We start from the raw sequence: 21,377 nt of genomic DNA on the forward strand, positions 1-21,377 counted from the left end.
CCTCAATTCTTAAATCTTTTCTGTAAATTTTCATATAATGCATAGCTTAATTTGTTATATATATCTGAATAGTTATTAGATGTAAAAATCCGTATTGATTCTTCATCTTCAATAATTGTTGAACTAATCGTGCTCAACACTTCTAATTGACCTGTTTGCATATCAATCGGAGCTAGTAATAGTAATAATGTATTAATCTTTATTGATGAATTGTCCATCGCTCTCACTACCATCGATTCATGAAGCCCAAAGGATAAGAACACTGGTTGCATGACATACTCTGAACGACAATGATACAGTGCTATGTCAGTGCCTGGTATCCCTAGGCCACCCTTCTTTTCTCTTTCAGTGAGTTGATTAGTTACCTCAAAATAATCACCTATTAATCCTCTAACATTTGCTTGTTTACATACTTCCAATAATAAAACTGAAGAGATTGGAATAAACGGTAATGAAATCGTTTCAAATGTATTCAAAATATAAAGTACCGTTTCTGAGTATTGATGAACCACTTCAAGATTTTGTTTGATTAATTCTGGCGTCTCTAGTTTTACTTGTTTTTGATACTTTTTGCTATGAATCTTTCTTAGTAGTGTCGCTTCTGTTGTAAGTGTATTACGCTTTATTTCATCACGAATTTTCTCAGCCTCATTTTTTGGCAATAAAGGATTTACAGTAATATACTTTTTGGAAAATCCCGGCATCTCAACGGTAGATAAAATAATGTCATATTGTTCAATTTGAATATTTCTTAAGTTTGCTAAAGATGATACTTCGATTTCAGTTATTTCTTTTATCTCTTTTTTAATTCGACTCGCCAACATTTTAGAAGAACCTATCCCACTCGAACATAATACAAGCGCTCTAACTTCTTTACTGTTATCGTAGATTACATGAGATGAACCAAAATGTAGGACAAGATAGGCGATTTCCTCAGTTGGGAAAACAATCGGTGGAAAAGCTTCTATTAATCCTTCTTGAATGATCTTAAATAGTACAGGATAATCCTCTTGAATTTGACTTGCTAAAGGATTATTTGCATCTAGTTTTTTTTGAATTCGATAGATTGCTGGTTCAAGATGAGTAATTAGTCCTTCAAATAAGGCTTGATCTTCTTCAAAATTAATCTTGAGTTCTTTAGATACATAGTTGATTAATTTTTTTAAACCTACTACGATTTCCGTACTGCTTCCTTCTAACCAATCATTTTTCTCTTGTCGCTGCCTTGCACCTAATAAATGCATCGTAATATACCCTTTTTCTGCATTTGGTATATTAACTTTGAACACTTCTTCTAATTCATTCACAATCTGGCCAGCGAAATTAAATTCCTTAGAGGTACTTAATTCCTCAAGAACCTCTTGATCCATTTGTATTACTTCGCCTTGAATAATTCTTTCTATTGCTAATGATAAGTGAATAGTAAATGTCATAAATGCACTATCAGCTAGAGAATAAGGTAAATTTTGTTCAATATCCCGAATCATTTTTCCGATCATGGTGAGCTTTTCTAGTTTTATTATTTCTAATAATCCATTTGAGAATTTATCCTTTGACTCATACTCATCTTCCACTACAGATAAAAACTCATATTCATTTAATTGCTGTGCGATCAAATGCCCTAGGGCTTTTCTTTTTTTTCGCTCAGAACCTAATAAGGCAATACCGTACCCTTTCCTTCTTATAAGATCTAATCCAAAGTCTCTTAACCATTCTTCTACTTTATTGAGATCGTTACTAACTGTAGCAACAGTGACGTGTAGATCATTTGCTAACGAGCTTAGTTTAATAGATTCTGGTTCTTTCAATAAGGAACATAGAATTAACTCCTGCCTTTCTTTTTGAGTAAACTCTTGCCCACTTTTTAATATTGAAATTTGAAGCTCATTTTTTTGTTCAGGTGTCCCTTCAATATACATTCCGACACCTAATACTTTTTTTAAGAAAAGACTATGAGCAGAGGCAATACTTTCGACTCCTTTTAGTTCTCGTTGTACGGTTCGACTGCTAACCTTTAAGTTCTCTGCAATTTCTTGAACATTAATCCCATTTGGATGCTCCAACAACAAATTAATGATTTCTCTTTCTCTTGCTGATATATACATATATACCTCTTTAAAATTTTTATTATTTTAATAAAGAATTCACTAGTTCATCATACTTTGGACTGTTTAAGAAGTTCTCTACTGAGATATGAACTGCATTTGGTACTTTTGCTTTTGCTCGATCTGTTAAATCTTTATGAGTTATTACAACATCTACATCATTTGGTAAATTATTAATTGCTACATTCGTAACCTCTAATTCTATTCCCGCTGTTTTTACCTTTTTGCGTAATATTGATGCTCCCATAGCACTAGATCCCATACCAGCATCACAGGCAAAAATAATTTTCTTCACTTCTTTATCAATACCAAGAGAACTAGCTACCTCTTTTTCGGTCTGTAATAGACTAGTTACTTTACTTTCTTTCCCTTTTAAATCTTGAGTTTTTTGAGCTGCTCTTTCTAAATCTTCATCTGATGCAACTGACTTTGATGATTTTAGAACTACAGCTGAAACAATAAATGAAACGGCTGTTGCAACAATTACCCCCGCAAGAATTGGTATGTATCCTCCTTTTGGAGCCATTGCTAATATTGCAATAATACTACCTGGAGAAGCTGCTGCTACTAGACCCGCACCTAAAATATTAAAAGTAAATGTACCAGCTACACCACCAGCGATAACCGATAAGATTAATAAAGGTCTCATTAGAATATACGGGAAATAAATTTCATGAATCCCGCCTAAGAAGTGAATAATCACCGCTCCTGGTGCAGTTTGTTTAGCTGTGCCTTTTCCGAATATCGTATATGCTAGTAGTACGCCTAGGCCTGGTCCTGGATTAGCCTCAAGTAAGAATAAAAGTGACTTTCCAGCTGATTTTGCTTGTTCAAGACCAATTGGACTTAAAATTCCATGGTTAATGGCATTGTTTAAAAATAATATTTTTGCTGGTTCAATAAATATATTTGCTAACGGAATGACATTTGCTTTTATCATCATATCTACGCCATTAGCTAATACTTCTGTTAGTGTCGATACAACTGGATTAACACCTACTAAACCAATTATTGCTAAAATTGCTCCTAAAATTCCCGCTGAGAAATTATTAACTAACATCTCAAATCCCGACTTAACTTTTCCTTGTATAGCTTGGTCAAATTTCTTAATAGCCAAACCACCAAGTGGTCCCATAATCATAGCGCCTAAGAACATCGGCATCTCTGCACCAACAATTACCCCCATTGTTGCAATAGCACCAACAACTCCGCCTCGAATATCATGTACCATTCTTCCGCCAGTAAAACCAATTAGCAATGGTAATAAATATGTAATCATTGGACTTACTAATACTGCCAATTTTGCACTCGGTATCCACCCAGTAGGTATAAACAGTGCTGTTATTAATCCCCATGCAATAAATGCACCAATGTTTGGCATTACCATACCGCTTAGAAAGCTACCAAAGCGTTGTATTTTTACTTTTATATTATTATTTTTATCTGTATTCAAAATCCTACCTCCTCTGTAAAGCTTATATTTAAATGATAAAACGCTTACAGTATCAATACAATGAAATGAATATTCATATTTGTCGCTTACTAATGCGACAAAATTTAAAAGGACAAAATAAGATCTCCCTACTTTTAATAGAATGCTAGATTTCATCCACCTAAGCAATAGGTCTACCAACACACTCAAAAACATGACATACTACCTATAAAAAACAACAGTGCATAAGACTCATAAATCGACATTATTTAAAAAGTATTGAAATAAAAAAGGAACATATTCAAATTTATGAATACGTTCCTTTTGATTTTATATTGTAGATATTAAAGCTTTGGACCTACTGCTCCTAACCAACCTGTCCACTATATTTAGATTCTTCTTCTGGGAATAAAAATCCTAATTCATGGTGCTCACCTTCATAGACGGAAGATTGAGTTATACGGATTTCAGAATTTAAATCAACTACTTCTAATTTACAGTACGCACGATTAATTTGTAGTGCTTCATAAAACTCATTAACAGTAGAGACACTTTGTCCATTTACTTTTGTAATGCTCTCGCCTACTTTAATGTTCATTTTATCTGCTACAGAGTTCGGTAAAATCCCTAAAACAATAAGCCCCGTTGATTTAACTGTAAAATATGACGGTGTATTACTATCTCTATTTTTATGAATATAGTTTATAGCTTCTCGCCCTACTACTGCGATCGATACAGCAATAAATGATACATATCCAATAAAATAACTTAAGATTCCGCCTACAAAAACTATAATTGCTAACGCTACTATTTGTTTACCGACAAGTTTAATTGATTCCTTTGGTAGCATTCCTTGAATTAACTGGTAAAACCCAATTCCAAATGGTACACAAAGAATCGAATACCCACTATCACCTAAAGCAAGGGTTGGCCACCATGAATAGTCACTAACTATTGAACCACTTGGTATTAATAAGAATAATGGTACCATCCATAATCTATTTGCTTCATGTGCTCCTACTCTTTTCCCACGTTTACTTTCTATAAATAAAGGGGTTGTATGATTTGCAGCATTACGCTGAACTAAAATTCCTTCAGCTAATAAAAGTAAGGCTAGTAAAATTGTTATAGCAGGAAGCATAGCACTCATGTTGTTTGGAACAAAATTTTTCAAAAAAGGTAATGAATCTTGTCCTCTATTAAGTAAAGGTAAAGCTACTAAGGCTAATCCAAAAAGATAAGCTGGGGACATCCATCTGAATTGTAAAATCAGTGCACAAATAATCGTTAATACACTCAATAAATAAACCATTTCAATTGGAACACTAAGTCCGGCTATCAACGCTATAACGGAAAGCATTAATCCAATCAATAACCCATACCATATTGAAGTTTTCCATTCAAACGTTACATTAAAATTTCGGACTGAAAAATGCTTACGTTCTCGTTTCACACGTAAATTGCCACATAAAATTGATGCGATGAAAAATATATAAGTAAATGGATTTAAAAATAGCTTACCTAATCCAACTAAGAGTTCAGATAATAAATTTGACCACATAAACATTCACCACCTTTTTTTATTAATAGATTGATATACTTATGTTATCGGTTTATTGAAATTTTTTCAAAGAGAAACGCTATAAAACAAGAAAAAAGCACACTTCTCCATAAAGTGTACTTTCGACATACTAAACTAAAACTCCTGCATGGATTGTAATTTCAAATCTATTTCCCGGGAATTATGTCAAAAGAGGACGAAATAAGTTTCGTCCTCTTTGTGTATTGTTATTGGGCTACCATATCTAAAGCTTTTTCTAACTGAAGATCATTCTTTTCATCTTTAATTTTATCAATTAATGATGATTCAAGTTTTTCTGAAGTTAGAGGATCAATCTTACCGTTAACAGTAATACCTACAGCTTTTTGATAGTTCTTAACTGCTGTCTCTGTTTGCTTGCTGAAATATCCATCTTTACGGCCTGGATCGTATCCTAAACCTTTTAACATGATTTGAGCTTGTTTAATATTCTCATCATTATCATCGAATTTAAATGTTTTCTTTTTATCAATAGGTGTTGCGTAGAAATAATCAGGTTGTTTCACAGCAACATCTGGTTTAATACCTTTTTTGTGAATCCATGTGCCATCCGGAGTTAACCATTTGAATTGTGTTAACTTAATATTGCTACCATCTTTGAAATCTAATGTAGATTGTACAGTACCTTTACCATATGATTTTTCCCCGACTAATTCATAATGCCCAGCTTCACTTAATGCTGCTGCTAAAATTTCAGCCGCAGATGCACTTCCTTTATCAATTAATACATCGATTGGATATGGTTTCGCTTTATTTAATTTAGTATAGTACTTTTCACGTTGGCCATTTCTATTTTCAACTTGTAAGTATGGCTCGCTTTTTACAACTAATTCTTCTAAAACGCCCTCAACAGCTTGTAAGTATCCGCCTGGATTTCCTCGAACGTCAATTGTTAAGCCTTGAATGTTTTGACCCTCTAGCTTTTTCAATTCTTTCTTAAACTCATCAGCCGTTTTTTCACTAAATGAAGTTATATGAATATATCCGATTTTTTCATTGTTTACATCTTTCACTGAACTAAACACTGTATACATTGGAATATCATCGCGTTTAATTGTAAATTTAATTGGTTCTGGAACTCCTGGACGTTTTACTTCAATCGTAACATTTGTTCCTTTTTTACCACGGATTTTTAAAACCGCATCATATTGAGATAAACCTTTTACACTCTTACCATCAACTGATAAAATTTCATCCTTTGGTTTCAGTCCGGCTTTTTCCGCAGGAGAATTCTTAATTGGAGAAACAATAATTAGTTTCTCACCATCTTTAGAAACTTCCGCTCCAATTCCTTGGAAAGATGAACCTAATGATTCATGGAATTGTTTAGCAGTCTTACCATCCATATAAGTAGAAAAAGGATCATCTAAAGTTGTTACCATCCCTTGAATTGCACCTTCAGTTAATTTATCAGGATCAATTTTTTTCACATATTGATTTGCAATAATTTCGTAAGCTTTTTGTATTTTAGCAATATTTTCATCTTCAGAAGCTTTTACTTCTTTACTCTCAGATAATTTCGAAACGATTGTACTTGTACCATCATTAAATGCAAATGTACCTACCCCCATACCAACAACAAATGTTGCTGTTGCAAGTAGAGCTGTTGTTTTACGATTCATACAGAACCTCCTATTTTTCGTTCCTTTAGAACGTACCAATCTATTAAATAGTGTATGTACCCGAAAAAGCATCACACAGACGTGTGATGCTACTTCTGTTCTATTATATGATAAGCCTGTATCACTTATGTTTGCAAGTAGAACACGATTTAATAAATTTTTATTAGAAGAGTTTAATTTATTTTGGTAGATGTTGCAAGTATGGTGCTAGATCAATACCTAACTTACTTGCAAGTCTCTTACCTAATTTTGCGTCTGAGCGATAGAAATTACAAACTGCACGAAGCTTAATTCTTTCATCTACATCTGCTAGATCAGCGCTAAGATTTTTAATAACAGCATCCTGCTCATCTTTACTATATCTATTCCACACTTCTCCCGCTTGGCCGAAGTCATTCGTTTTTTCGATTTTTTTACGCTCAGAAACACCACTTAAAGGCTGAGCTACTTCAATATAAGCAAAATCCTCTTTTGGCGTATCCGAGTAGCTATTTGGCTCAAAGTTAATTTGATGTGTTTGCTGACTAAAAGGCATATGGCCATCACGTTGACCATTCACTACTTTCGCAAAAGGACAATTAATTGGAAGTTGTAAATAATTTGCACCGATACGATATCTCTGAGTATCTGAATAAGAGAATAATCTTCCTTGTAGTAACTTATCCTCAGATGGTAACATACCAGGAACTAGCACACCTGGATTAAATCCAACTGATTCAGTTTCTGCAAATACATTTTCAGGGTTTCGATTAAGGACCATCGTTCCAACAAATTGTCGAGGAATCACATCTTCAAACCAATCTTTTGAAGGGTCTAACGGATCAAAGTCGAAATCATCCATATCTGCTGGATCTAATACTTGAACATATAAGTCCCATTCTGGGAAATCTCCGTTTTCAATTGAATCGTATAAATCTCGGCTTGCATGATTAAAATCTTTACCTTGAACTTCACTAGCTTCTTCCATTGAAAGATTTTCAATCCCTTGTTTTGGTACCCAACGAAGTTTTATATATACCGTATTTCCATACTCATTTACCCATTTATATGCGTGAACACTTGAACCTCTCATTTGACGATAGTTCGCTGGAATACCTTCATCAGAAAATACATGTAATAGCATATTTGTTGACTCGGGTGTTAGAGACATGAAATCCCAATATCTGTTAGGTGTTTGTAGATTAGTTTTAGGATCAGGCTTTAATGAGTGAACCATATCGGGAAATTTCATTGCATCACGAATAAAGAATATAGGAAGATTATTACCTACAAAATCATAGTTACCATCTTCCGTATAGAATTTTACGGCAAATCCTCGAGGATCACGTAATGTTTCAGGAGAATGTAATCCATGAATAACTGTAGAGAAACGAGCAAATACTGGTGTTTCTGTTCCGGCATCTTGCAAGAACTTAGCTTTCGTATATTTTTTCATACTATTTTTAGTTATGAAAACACCGTGTGCTCCAGCTCCACGTGCATGCACAACTCGCTCAGGTACTCTTTCACGATCAAAATGAGCTAGTTTTTCAATTAATTGATAATCTTCTAATAGAGTTGGACCTCTACGTCCCGCTGTAAGTGAATTTTGATTATCACCAATTGGCACGCCTTGATTTGTTGTTAATCGATTATTTGTCATATTGTTTCTCCTTAATTAGAATTATTATAATCTAGTAATAATTCTATAATAAGCTAATATATAATGAAAATCAATATCAAATTATAATTATTATAAACTAATAATTAATTTAACTGATTTTCATCCTTCTTAGCTGTGTAGGTAACATAATTTTTATTTTGTGCTGATGCAATAAACAAATAACAAATCAAAAAAACCTATCCTAATAATGTAGGATAGGTTTTTAGTAAATTAAAAATTAATATATTTCATAGGATCTACTGCATTTGATTTTGCATAATTCCATTCACCTTTATGTAATTCAAAGTGTAAATGTTGTCCAGTAGAATGACCTGTATTTCCCATATAACCAATTTTCATACCTTTTGAAACAGCTTGTCCAGTTGATACATTAAAACTAGCTAAGTGAGCATATACGGTCGTCCATACTTGTCCATCAATGTTATGTGTAATAAATACACAATTACCATAAGAAGATGAAACATAAGCACGAATTACAACCCCATCACCTGCTGCTACAACTGGTACACTTCCCGCTGAGGCAATATCGACACCTTCATGGAACTCTCCACCCTCAAAAGAACGTTGTCCAAATCCAGAAGAGACATAACCGTTTGCTGGTCTTGTAAAGTTGCCACTAGACACGGTTGGTGTATTATCAGAACCACCGGTATTATCTGAGTTACTAGAATTACCTGAACTACTGGAGCTTCCAGATCCACTTGAATGGTTTGAACTAGTAAATGGCTTTACACTTTTTGCAGCAGCTTCTGCTTTACGTTTAGCCTCTGCTTTACGTCTAGCCTCTGCAGCAGCTTTTTCAGCAGCTTGTTTCTTAGCGATTTCAAGCGCTTTTTGCATTGCAGCCTGCTGACTTGCTAATAATTGATCTTGTTCTTTTAAATCTAAAACATCTTCATGAGCTTCGCTTTCTTTTGCTTTTAATGAAGCCATTAATTTGTTCTTTTCGCTTACCTGACTTGCAAGTTGATTATTTAGACTTTTTAAGTTCGCTAAATCTCTTTCGATTTTTGCTTGCTTTATAGTCAAATCATCTTTTTTAGCACTAACTTCTTTTAAGTCCATGTTTTGCTGCTTAATAATATCTTCGTCAGCCTTCATAATAATTTGTACGGCGCTCATTCGTTGAATTAAATCTCCGAAACTATTAGCACCTAAAATGACATCAATATAAGATACCATTCCACCAGCTTTTTGAAGAGAACGCATACGGTTTTTCAATAGTTCTTCACGAGATTTAATGCGTTCTTCAATAAACTTAATTTCTTCCTTTAGTTTTGAAATTTGCTTTTTCCCATCACTAACTGCATTTTCAGTTTGGTTAACTTTTTGCTTAGTCAGTTTCATCCGAGCATCAAGTTTTTCAAGCTCTGCAACAACTTCTTGCTGGTCATGCTTTATATCAGCAATTTTGTTATTTGTTGCATCCGTCTTATCCTTAACCTCACTACGCTTTTGTTTAATGCGGTCAATTTCAGATTGATATTTACTCTCAGCAAAAGTAACGGATGGGATAGCACCGATGATGAAAGTACTGCATAACACAATCGGTATTACTTTCGATGATTTTCTCTTATTCATCTAAGATCCCTCCTTATATGTATATAGAAAAGCCCTAGTACCTGTATCAACTCAGACTGACGTTAAATTGGGAACTAGAGCTTATCAATCGTATTACACTATTAAAACAATAAAACTATAAATGAAAATTTAATCTTATTTACGTAAAAACTTACGAATTGACATAACAGAACCCCACATCCCGATTACTGCACCAATAGCTATTAAAATTGCAGATAGCTGGTACACAAACGGTGAAAATGGTAATAATGTAAACATTGTTCCTGCTAATTTTGGCATTAGCATATTATAAATGACCTTATAGCCAGTTAATAGTAAAGCAATTGGAATAACTGATCCTAACACACCTAGCAGTAAACCTTCTAATAAGAATGGCCAACGGATAAAGTTATTAGTTGCCCCTACTAATCTCATAATCTCAATTTCGCGTCGTCTTGCCATAATCGTAATTTTGATAGTATTAGAGATTAAGAACATTGCAGTAAATAATAGTCCGAAAATCAGCACTAAACCGATGTTACGACCTACTGAAACTGCATTAAATAATTTTTGAACTTGTTTTTTACCATAAATTACTTCATCAATATATTTTAAGCCTTCAATTTTTTTGGCTACTGGTGCAATTTGTTCTGGAGAATCTGTTTTAACAATATACGTATCATTTAAAGGATTTTGCTGTTCAAACAGTTGGAATGCTTTCCCGTCTTCTCCCATACTTTTGATTAGATTGTTTAGTTCTTGATCTTTCGACGAGAACCTTACAGTCGTTACATGATCTAACTTTTTGATTTCTTCTTTTAAAGTAGCCTGTTGCTCTTTGTTTGCTGTTAAGTCAACTAAAACACGGACTTCAACATCTTTTTCTAAAGTTGTCCCAATGTGATTAACATTCAAAATTACGGTTAAAAATACGCCAACAAGCATTAAAGTAACTGCAACAGCACTTATTGATGCAAACGTCATCCAACCATTTCGTTTTAAGCTACGTAGTCCTTCACGAACATGTCTTTTTGCAGTTCTAGCTTTCATAACCGTACACTCCTCTCGCTTGGTCGCGTACAATTTTTCCAGACTCAATTGCAATAACACGTCGCTTAATCGTATTTACGATATCCTTATTATGAGTTGCCATTACTACAGTTGTTCCACGTTCATTGATTTCTTTAAAGATATCCATAATTTCCCATGTAGTTTCAGGGTCTAGGTTACCCGTTGGTTCATCGGCGATCACTACTTGTGGATTATTTACAATAGAACGTGCAATCGAAACACGTTGCTGTTCACCACCAGAAAGCTCTGTTGGTAAGAATCGCGCTTTATGTTTTAACTTAACAAGGTCTAGTACTTCCATAACTCTCTTCTTTATTGTTTTCGGATTTTCTTCAATAACTTCAAGTGCAAATGCAATATTTTCATAAACTGATAAAGTCGGCAATAATTTATAGTCTTGGAAAACTACCCCAATATTTCTACGTAATAAAGGAACTTTTTTATCCTTCATATGGCTTAAATCAATTCCATTAATTAAGATCGTACCCTTTGATGGTTTTTCCTCACGATACATCATTTTAATGAATGTCGACTTCCCGGCACCACTTGGTCCCACGACATACACAAATTCACCTTGGCGAATTTTTACATTAATACCATCTACCGCAAGAACACCATTAGGATAAGTCTTATAAACATCTTTTAACTCAATCATGACATTCTCCTTAATTTTTTGTTCCGTTTTATTCTATCAAACTATATAAGATCCATTCTGGATGAAATTATACTTAACTTTACTTGATCTTATTATTTCGCCTGCTATTTACATATTTCGATAATTTCAGCTAAGCTCCTCTATTATACCACTTAAAAAATGTCAAAATTGATAAATTTATGTTACATTTTAATAATAGTCAAGATTATTTTCGGGCGATTTACGGGCTTGTTTAACAAATTATGGAAAAATGTAACTAAAATGAAAAGAAACAGACCTTTTCTAATTAACAGAAAATTGTCCGTTTCTTTAGTTTTATTCTATAAGATTTAAAACATTTTATTTTTTAGTAGCAAGCCATTTCGCTACACTTTTCGCGTCATTTCCTTGAACAACACCACTCGGCATTGAACCTCTACCATCATGAATGATATTTTCTATTTCTTTTTCAGAATACTTCGCTCCGACCTTTTTTAAGCTTGGCCCAACAATACCTTCTAGTTCTCCACCATGGCAGCTAGCACAGCTTTGTTTAAATAACTTTTCTCCATTAGCAACTGAAACCGGCTCACCTGAATCATTACTTTTACTTGTATTATTATTTGAACCACATGCTGTAATAGTTAACAGCATACCACCAGTTATAAAAGCAAGAAGTAGTTTTTTCAAAAAATCATCGCCCCTTTAAAAATCCCATTACTATAGTCTACTACTAATAAAAGTATTTATTTTACCATTTTATGTCAAATTCGTGAAACCTTCTCCAAGAACTTCTGTTGCATCTACGACTGTAATGAAAGCATTACGATCAACTGTCCGAACGATATCACGTAGAGAAGAAAATTCAGTTTGATCAAGTACACACATTAAAACTAAACGGTCTTCATTAGTATATCCACCAACACCAGTTAGCTTAGTTACTCCACGATCTAATTCATGAACAATTGCGGCTGTTACAGGCTCCACTTCTGAAGTAATAATTAGTGCCATTTTTGATCTAGCAAGACCAATTTGAACTAGATCGATTGTTTTACTTGTAACAAAAAGTGCAATTAGTGCATACATACCGCTTTCAAGATTAAACACGATTGCAGATGTGAGAACAATTAATCCGTCGATAAATGCTACACAAATCCCAAGTGATAAACCAGTATATTTATGAACAATTTGAGCTGCTAAATCTGTTCCACCAGTAGATGCTTTCCCACGGAACACGATTCCTAAACCTAAACCAATAAATAGTCCACCAAAAATTGAAGCTAAAAGTGGATTATCAGTTGCAGGCTTTATATTATATAAATCAACTAAATAAACAACAAGTGGAATAAAAATAGTTCCAACTAATGTTTTTGCGCCAAATTGTCTACCTAAGAAAAATACACCTGCAATAAATAAAGGGATATTAAATGACCATTGTACAAATGCAGGATTAAACCCCATCGTGCTCTTTAAAATCGTCGAAATACCACTTACCCCACCAGAAGCAATATGATTTGGTAATAAAAACACACAAAATGCGACAGCAATAATTGCAGAACCAATTAATACAAAAAAGTACTCAAAAAACGTTTTTCCCCACCCTACAGTTAGAGCAGTAGAATATCTAACCTTTTTCAAACTTATCCCCCTCAAAATTTCTCACTTACAGACAACTTTTCTATTTTATATCCTTTTTATCGGATACTCTCTCTATTTTTTATTATGAAAAAAACAATAAGATTTAATTACATTTAAACAAAATTTACTTTCATCTATTTGAAAAACAACTTGAAAATAAATATGATTCATGTAACTCCCCCACATTAGTAAGAAAAAAATCCTTACTAACCTCCTAGAGAATAAAACTAAAAAAGAATAACATCTTCAATTAGAAGATGTTTTAGGTTAAGAGATGCTATCTGAATGATAAAAAAATACCTCTTTTGTCCCCAAAGATTAAGGCTGGTAAGACTGAAGTTCCCCCTCCAATCTTATCAGCCTATTTTTCAACATTAAATCTTAGAACGTAAGTAAGCATCGATAAATGGATCAAGATCTCCATCCATTACTGCTTGTACATTACCAACCTCTGTATTTGTTCGATGATCTTTAACCATTGAGTATGGATGGAAAACATATGAACGAATTTGACTTCCCCAGCCAATTTCTTTTTGTTCTCCACGGATTTCATCTAATTGAGCTTGTTGCTCTTCTATTTTACGTTGATATAGTTTTGCTTTTAACATTTTCATTGCTTGTTCACGGTTTTTAATCTGTGAACGCTCTGTTTGACATGTTACTACTGTGTTAGTAGGAATATGTGTAATACGTACTGCTGAGTCAGTTGTATTAATGTGCTGACCACCCGCTCCACTTGCACGATACGTATCAATTTTTAAATCTTCTGTACGAATATCGATTTCAATTTCTTCATTAAACTCAGGCATTACTTCACAAGAAACGAAAGAAGTATGACGACGACCTGATGAATCGAATGGAGAAATACGAACTAAACGGTGAACGCCTTTTTCTGCTTTTAAATAGCCATAAGCATTATGACCTTTAATCGCTAAAGTTACACTCTTAATTCCAGCTTCATCACCAGGTAAATAATCTAAAGTGTCGACTTTGAATCCACGTTTCTCAGCCCATCTAGTATACATACGTAGTAACATTGAACCCCAATCTTGAGACTCGGTTCCGCCTGCCCCTGGATGAAGCTCAAGAATTGCATTATTTTTATCATATGGCTCACTTAATAATAATTGAAGTTCGAAATCATTCAGTTTTCCAGTTAAAGATTTTACTTCAGTTATTAATTCTTCAAATAGTTCATCGTCATTTTCTTCTTTAACTAACTCATATGTCACTTCAAGATTCTCATATCCATCATTTAAATCATTGAATTCATTAATAACCTCTTTTAAACCATTTACTTCACTAATTACTACTTGTGCAGCTTTTTGATCATCCCAAAAATCTGGCTCTGACATAAACGCCTCAAGCTCATCTAGTCTTGCTTGTTTTGTTTCGACGTCAAAGAGACCCCCTAAATGCTTGAAGGCGTTTCGCCATCTTTTCTAGTTCTTGCTTTACTTCTACTAATTCCATTACATAACACCTCGATTAAATTTTACGAACAATAAAAAGCAGGTAAAGACAAGTAGTAAAGTAAGAATAACCTTTAGAGTTACTCCTCTCTTTTAATAACTACTTGCCCTTGCCCCTTTTCATATAGTTTTTATTTTATTAGATTCCTTTACCGTGGCAGTTTTTATACTTCTTACCTGATCCACAAGGACAATCTTCATTACGACCAGTCTCTTCGCCTTTTACGATTGGTTTTTTCTTTACTTCACCTTCACCATCATTACTTACATGAATTGCTTCGCCTTGTACAGCTTCACGCTCTACGTCAGCTTCAATTTCAGCTTTCATAATAATGCGAGATACTTCTTCTTCAATTGAAGCAATCATCTCTTCGAACATTGCGAAGCCTTCCATTTGATATTCACGTAGTGGATCAATTTGTGCATATGCACGTAAATGGATTCCTTCACGAAGTTGATCCATTGAATCGATATGAGCCATCCACTTGCTATCAACAGTACGTAATAATACAACTTTTTCAAACTCACGCATTTGTTCAGCTGGTAAAGCTACTTGTTTTTCTTCGTAACGCTCGAATACTGTTTTTTGAATTAATTCAACCATTTCATCCGGTTCAATTACACGTAATTGTTCAACTGTAATTTCATCTTCATTTAATAAGTTTGCTTCTAAGAAATCAATGATTCCTTCTAAATTCCACTCTTCTTGAAGCTGCTCGTTTGGAGTATGAGCTTGAACTACTCTGTTAATAGTACCTTCAATCATATTCTTAACGATTGGTTGTAGATCAGTTGAATCAATAACTTCAGAACGTTGAGCATAAATAACTTCACGTTGTTGACGTAATACATCATCATATTGAAGTAATTGTTTACGAGCATCAAAGTTATTACCTTCTACTCGTTTTTGTGCAGATTCAACTGCACGAGAAACCATTTTACTTTCAATCGGTTGAGAATCATCTAATCCTAAACGGTCCATCATAACTGATAAATTTTCTGAACCGAAACGACGCATTAATTCATCTTCCATTGATAAATAGAAAGTTGTCACACCAGGGTCACCTTGACGACCAGAACGACCACGTAACTGATTATCAATACGACGGCTTTCATGACGCTCTGTACCAATAACAGCTAACCCACCAAGCTCACGAATACCTTCACCTAATTTAATATCTGTACCACGACCAGCCATGTTTGTCGCAATCGTAACTGCGCCACGGTGACCAGCTAATGCGATAATATCAGCCTCACGTTCATGGTTTTTCGCATTTAATACTTCGTGTTTAACACCTTTACGTTTTAACAATTGAGAAATTAACTCTGAAGTCTCGATCGCTACTGTACCAACTAGAACAGGTTGCCCAGCTTTGTGACGTTCAACGATTTCATCAACAACAGCATTAAATTTTCCATTCATTGATTTATATACTAGATCAGGTTTATCCATACGAGCGATTGGACGGTTCGTAGGAATAACTAGAACATTCATATTGTAAATATTACGGAATTCTTCTTCCTCAGTTTTAGCTGTACCTGTCATACCCGAAAGTTTTTTGTACATACGGAAATAGTTTTGGAAAGTAATTGTCGCAAGCGTCATACTTTCGTTTTGGATTTTTAATCCTTCTTTAGCTTCGATCGCTTGGTGAAGACCTTCACTGTATCGGCGACCTTTCATTAAACGACCAGTAAATTGGTCAACGATAACAATTTCACCATCTTGAACTACATAATCTACATCATGAGTCATCGTAACGTGAGCACGTAATGCCTGAGTGATATGATGGTTTAAATTAACATTTTTCAAATCAAATAGGTTTTCAACGCCAAAAGCTTTCTCTGCACGTGAAATACCATCTTCAGTTAATAAAACAGATTTTGTTTTTACATCGTACGTATAATCTTGGTCTAGTTTAAGCATTCCAACAAATGCATTCGCCGCAATGTAAGCTTGTGCAGACTGTTTTGCTTGTCCAGAAATGATTAATGGTGTACGTGCTTCATCAATTAAAATTGAGTCAACCTCATCGATAATAGCATAGTTTAGTGGACGTTGTACTCGTTGTTCAGCGTATACAACCATGTTATCACGTAAATAGTCAAAACCTAATTCATTATTTGTACTATACGTAATATCACAAGCATATGCTTCACGCTTTTCATCTGGTTCCATACTATTTAAATTAAGACCAACAGTAAGTCCTAAAAACTCATATAATTGACCCATTTCACGAGCATCACGACTAGCTAAGTATTCATTGACTGTCACAACGTGAACACCTTCGCCACTTAATGCATTTAAGTAAACAGGTAAAGTGGAAGTTAAAGTTTTACCTTCCCCGGTTTTCATTTCTGAAATATTACCTTCATGTAAAGAAATTCCACCTAATAATTGTACCGGATATGGAGTCATACCAAGCACACGAGTAGCACCTTCACGAACAACGGCAAAAGCTTCAACTAAAATATCATCAAGAGTTTCACCTTTTTGAATACGCTCTTTAAATTCAAATGTTTTACCTCTAAGTTCATCATCAGATAACTTTGTAAACTGATCCTGTAAAGATAAAACTTGATCAACCTGTTTTTGCATTTTATTTAATTGTCGCTGATTAAGATCAAAAACCTTTTTTATCATTCCAAGCATTCGTAACGCTCCTCTATTATAAAGTCATAAACTAAAATGTCATTAAGTTAGTAGATACTATTTCTAATTTTATCATTAAATGAAGATAAGTGACAACCTAATGTCGAGAATGTTCTGTTAGAATTAATTAATATTTTAGAAAATAAATAAAAACCAAAAAAGGACTAAGCTGATTGTTCAGCTCAGTCCTTTTATTATTATTTAGTTAATTTTATTTGGCTTCAATTAAACCATAACGCCCATCTTTTCTAGCGTAAACGATGTTCGTTTTATTCGTTTCACCGTTTAAGAATACAAAGAAGTTATGACCTAACATATTCATTTGTAGCACTGCTTCTTCTGCATCCATAGGTTTTAAATCAAATTGCTTTGTTCGAACTAACTCAATATCATTTTCGTGCTCTTCTAATGCAACAGCTGAATCAGTAGTTGATGGTGCAAACATGAATTTTAATGAACCTTTTTCTCTTAACTTACGATTCACTTTCGTTTTGTGTTTTCTAATTTGACGATCTAGTTTATCAATAACTAAATCGACAGCTGCATACAAATCAGCATGCTCTTCTTCTGCACGTAATAACATATACGTTCCAGGAATAGTTACTTCAATTCTTTGCTTGTCGTGGAATACCTTAGCATTAACTCTCGCCGTTAACTCTTCGTCAAAATAACGATCAAATCGCGATAATTTTTTATCTACGTAATCACGAATTGCTGGAGTAATTTCAATATTTTCGCCTCGGATGTTTAGCATCATATGGGTTTCCTCCTTCATCAAGCTCCAAAAATGAAAGCTGTCATACATATATTCTACACCTCTATCTTAATTTCCTCCTTGTAATTTTTGTCAATTATGAGAAATCTCTGTGTCTATTTAATGAACTTTTTTAGTTTATATTAGTCTATTTATTTAATGATAATTTAAAGATATTCTTTAATTTTTTTCCAAACACAAACAAAGGCTTACTCAAATGAGTAAGCCCTCGTGGTCCGAATCTATATAAGCAAATATTTACTTATTAACGGAAAAATTAAATTTTAGTCACATTAGCAGCTTGAGGTCCACGGTTACCTTCAACGATTTCGAAGCTAACTGCTTGGCCTTCTTCTAAAGATTTGTAACCTTCTGCGTTGATAGCTGAGAAATGTACGAATACATCGTCTCCATCTTCACGCTCGATAAATCCAAAACCTTTTTCTGCATTAAACCATTTTACTTTACCTTGCATTCAAATCCATTCCCTTCAGTCGAAAACTTGTGAATCTTCTCCACATTTCAACTATACATCATAAAACTAGGACAAGTCAAAAGTAGCTTATCGCCTTTTTTTTCACGAATTCGACAAATAACGAAAAATTCTAATTATTTCCTTACCTATCATATTCGCTTACCTTCTGACTTGTCCCATTATTATTTTCCTATTTTTTTAAAAAGAAAATTTATATCATTTTTCCTACTAAAGTTTTTAATGCACTGCATCTTTTCCTTCTTCAAAACCCACGCCTTCTATACCTTAAATCTATAAGGTACAGTAGTTACTATAACGCTTCGTTTATGAAGTAAATACGCTCGTAGTAATAAGCTTGATTGATTATGTAAAACATTATGCCAATTTTTTCTCGTAATAAACTGTGGTATTAAAACTGTAATTTCAAAACCTTGTTCATGAGCTTTAGCTTCCATTTCATCTATTACTTTTAAAAGAGGTCTAGTGATTTCTCGATACTCAGAGTGAACAACAATTAATTTTACGTTAGGATTCCATGCTTCCCATTTTTCTCTCATTACCTCTTCACTTTCTTTATCAAAAGAAATGTAAACAGCATAGACTTCATCAGCGATCCCTTGCGCATATTGCATTGTACGTTCAACTACTTTTGTAATTCCAGCGACAGGAACAACCATGATATTTCCACTAATTTTTTCAGGAATATCATTATTTAATCTTAATTGGTCACCTACTGCTTCATAGTGCTTACGAATTCTTAAGAATAAAATAACAATCAAAGGCAAGAAAACAAATATTGACCAAACTTGATTTAACTTTGTAGTTAAGAAAATAATCGAAACTGTTGCTGAAATAAATGCTCCAACGAAGTTTGCAATTAATTTTGGGAACCAGCCAGCCGGTTTTTCTCTTATCCATTTAATTACCATACCTGTTTGAGAAAGTGTAAATGGTACGAATACACCAACCGCATATAATGGAATTAATTCTTCTGTTTTCCCTTGGAAAGCAATAATTAATAAAATTGAAGCTACCCCAAGTGTAATAATACCATTTGAATAACCTAGACGGTCCCCTCGAAGTAAATACATTCTAGGCATAAATTTATCACTTGCTAAGTTATATGCAAGTAATGGGAATGCTGAAAATCCTGTATTAGCTGCTAATACAAGGATTAACGCTGTTGTCCCCTGTATAAAGAAATAAATTACATTTCGTCCGAAGATATCAGAACCTAATTGAGACATAACCGTTTCTTCAGCATTTGGTACAATTCCATACCAGTAAGCTAAAAACATTATTCCTGAGAATAGTACTGCTAAAATCGAACCCATCATCAATAGTGTTTTTGCGGCATTTTTATCTGATGGTACTTTAAAGTTCGGAATAGCATTTGAGATTGCTTCTACACCAGTTAAGGCTGAACAACCAGATGAAAATGCTTTTAATAGAATAAAGAGCGAAATCCCTGGAACAACCGTACCGATAGCTGAATGTGCTGTTTGTGGTGCATGGCCTGTAAAGACATTATATAAACCTACGATAATGATAATAACAAGTGCTACAACGAATAAATAAACTGGATATGCCAATATCGAAGCAGATTCTGTTAGTCCGCGTAAGTTTAAAATTGTAATACATATAACCAAAATAACAGCAATAAAGACTGTATGAGAATGCAAAATTGGAAAGGCAGACGTAATCGCATCCGTTCCCGCTGACACACTAACTGCTACTGTCAATATATAATCAACTAGTAAGGATCCACCGGCTACTAAACCTGGAATAACACCGAGGTTTTGTTTAGAAACGACATAAGCGCCTCCACCATGAGGATAACTAAAAATAATTTGGCGATAAGATAAAATTAATGCTAATAATAAAATCAATACGCCTATACCAATCGGAACCGAATACCAATATGCTACGGCTCCAACAGTAGTTAAAACGATCAATATTTGCTCTGGACCGTATGCTACTGAAGAAAGCGCATCTGACGATAGGATTGCTAATGCCTTCGTATTCGATAACTTTTGTTCACTTAACTCTGTTGACTTAAGTGGTTTACCAATTAAGTATCGTTTTAAAATCGATAACATATGTACACCTCTACATAAAAAGTTAAAATCTAAACCATTTGAGTTTATCACATTATTAGAAGAAATTGTGTGATATATTAAGAAAATCTTTCCATTAATTTATTAAGTTTTTGTCAAAATAATTAATATTAACTTTCCTCCAAATCAATTTAAAATACTATAAAATGAATGACCACTATAATACTTCGCATCTCGAATGACAGGGACTTTCGTTCAGTATGCAAAATCCTTTTTTATTTAGATACCTACACACAGAAAGGACTTAACATTTTTGCTAAGTCCTTTCAAATTTTTTCTTCCTTCTTATAATCTTTATTTCTCCTTAAAATAATTAAGCATTTTCTCTGCTACTTTCATTGGTTGAACTTTGTATGTTCCCTTGTCAATTTGCTTTTTTAATTGCCGTATACGTTCATTACGTTTTGAGATTATCTGATTGGCGATTTGATTATCGTTTTCTTGAGGGGAGATTTCTATTTTTCCTTCTTGTTCTCTTTTATTTTGTTCGATTTTTTCTACGTTGTTTTGATTTAAATGAACTTTATCCTCATTCGATGTATTACCCTTCATTTTTCTCACCTCATCGCTAATCGTTTTAT

Annotated in this window: 16 protein-coding genes; all 16 read right to left on the bottom strand. The window is 33.8% G+C overall.

What is annotated here, in order from left to right; translation table 11 throughout:
- Nucleotides 1-2: 2 nt before the first annotated feature.
- A complete protein-coding gene (locus B6K90_RS09145) occupies nucleotides 3-2,105 on the bottom strand; it encodes a BglG family transcription antiterminator (protein WP_088012438.1) in 2,103 nt (700 codons plus the stop codon).
- A 22-nt stretch (nucleotides 2,106-2,127) separates the two neighbouring features.
- Complete coding sequence (locus B6K90_RS09150) at nucleotides 2,128-3,561, bottom strand: PTS mannitol transporter subunit IICB (protein ID WP_268875890.1); 1,434 nt, start codon at nucleotides 3,559-3,561, stop codon at nucleotides 2,128-2,130.
- A gap of 343 nt (nucleotides 3,562-3,904) precedes the next feature.
- Complete coding sequence (locus tag B6K90_RS09155) at nucleotides 3,905-5,098, bottom strand: PDZ domain-containing protein (RefSeq protein WP_088012440.1); 1,194 nt, start codon at nucleotides 5,096-5,098, stop codon at nucleotides 3,905-3,907.
- A 227-nt stretch (nucleotides 5,099-5,325) separates the two neighbouring features.
- The gene (locus B6K90_RS09160) at nucleotides 5,326-6,759 is read right to left on the bottom strand and encodes a S41 family peptidase (protein ID WP_088012441.1); all 1,434 of its coding nucleotides are present in this window, start codon (nucleotides 6,757-6,759) and stop codon (nucleotides 5,326-5,328) included.
- Between the two features lie 178 nt (nucleotides 6,760-6,937).
- Nucleotides 6,938-8,401, bottom strand: coding sequence for a catalase (locus B6K90_RS09165; protein WP_088012442.1), 1,464 nt, complete (start codon nucleotides 8,399-8,401; stop codon nucleotides 6,938-6,940).
- A gap of 231 nt (nucleotides 8,402-8,632) precedes the next feature.
- Nucleotides 8,633-10,003 (bottom strand): murein hydrolase activator EnvC family protein, encoded by a 1,371-nt coding sequence (locus B6K90_RS09170; protein ID WP_088012443.1) that lies wholly within the window; start codon nucleotides 10,001-10,003, stop codon nucleotides 8,633-8,635.
- Nucleotides 10,004-10,138: 135 nt separating this feature from the next.
- On the bottom strand, nucleotides 10,139-11,032 hold the full coding sequence (ftsX, locus tag B6K90_RS09175) for a permease-like cell division protein FtsX (RefSeq protein WP_088012444.1): 894 nt from the start codon (nucleotides 11,030-11,032) through the stop codon (nucleotides 10,139-10,141).
- Nucleotides 11,022-11,708: a cell division ATP-binding protein FtsE gene (gene ftsE, locus B6K90_RS09180; protein WP_088012445.1), complete on the bottom strand. Its 687-nt coding sequence runs from the start codon at nucleotides 11,706-11,708 to the stop codon at nucleotides 11,022-11,024. Before ftsE ends, ftsX begins: the two co-directional genes overlap by 11 nt.
- Before the next feature lie 339 nt (nucleotides 11,709-12,047).
- Complete coding sequence (gene cccB, locus B6K90_RS09185) at nucleotides 12,048-12,377, bottom strand: cytochrome c551 (protein ID WP_235821760.1); 330 nt, start codon at nucleotides 12,375-12,377, stop codon at nucleotides 12,048-12,050.
- Nucleotides 12,378-12,446: 69 nt separating this feature from the next.
- Nucleotides 12,447-13,325 carry a YitT family protein gene (locus B6K90_RS09190; RefSeq protein WP_088012446.1) on the bottom strand — a complete coding sequence of 293 codons (879 nt, stop codon included), beginning with the start codon at nucleotides 13,323-13,325 and terminating at the stop codon, nucleotides 12,447-12,449.
- A 374-nt stretch (nucleotides 13,326-13,699) separates the two neighbouring features.
- A protein-coding gene (gene prfB / locus B6K90_RS09195; RefSeq protein WP_235821761.1) for a peptide chain release factor 2 occupies nucleotides 13,700-14,798 on the bottom strand; the annotation gives its coding sequence in 2 pieces (ribosomal slippage) (nucleotides 13,700-14,734 and nucleotides 14,736-14,798; 1,098 coding nt in all).
- Nucleotides 14,799-14,936: 138 nt separating this feature from the next.
- Nucleotides 14,937-17,450: a preprotein translocase subunit SecA gene (gene secA / locus B6K90_RS09200; protein ID WP_088012447.1), complete on the bottom strand. Its 2,514-nt coding sequence runs from the start codon at nucleotides 17,448-17,450 to the stop codon at nucleotides 14,937-14,939.
- Nucleotides 17,451-17,661: 211 nt separating this feature from the next.
- Nucleotides 17,662-18,207: a ribosome hibernation-promoting factor, HPF/YfiA family gene (gene hpf, locus B6K90_RS09205; RefSeq protein ID WP_088012448.1), complete on the bottom strand. Its 546-nt coding sequence runs from the start codon at nucleotides 18,205-18,207 to the stop codon at nucleotides 17,662-17,664.
- Between the two features lie 274 nt (nucleotides 18,208-18,481).
- The gene (gene cspD / locus B6K90_RS09210) at nucleotides 18,482-18,679 is read right to left on the bottom strand and encodes a cold-shock protein CspD (protein WP_056469532.1); all 198 of its coding nucleotides are present in this window, start codon (nucleotides 18,677-18,679) and stop codon (nucleotides 18,482-18,484) included.
- Between the two features lie 278 nt (nucleotides 18,680-18,957).
- The gene (locus B6K90_RS09215) at nucleotides 18,958-20,778 is read right to left on the bottom strand and encodes an APC family permease (protein ID WP_088012449.1); all 1,821 of its coding nucleotides are present in this window, start codon (nucleotides 20,776-20,778) and stop codon (nucleotides 18,958-18,960) included.
- 312 nt (nucleotides 20,779-21,090) lie between these two features.
- Nucleotides 21,091-21,348, bottom strand: coding sequence for a flagellar biosynthesis anti-sigma factor FlgM (locus B6K90_RS09220; protein ID WP_088012450.1), 258 nt, complete (start codon nucleotides 21,346-21,348; stop codon nucleotides 21,091-21,093).
- Nucleotides 21,349-21,377: the final 29 nt, after the last annotated feature.

The sequence above is a fragment of the Gottfriedia acidiceleris genome (genome assembly GCF_002128425.1).
GTDB lineage: Bacteria > Bacillota > Bacilli > Bacillales > Bacillaceae_G > Gottfriedia > Gottfriedia acidiceleris.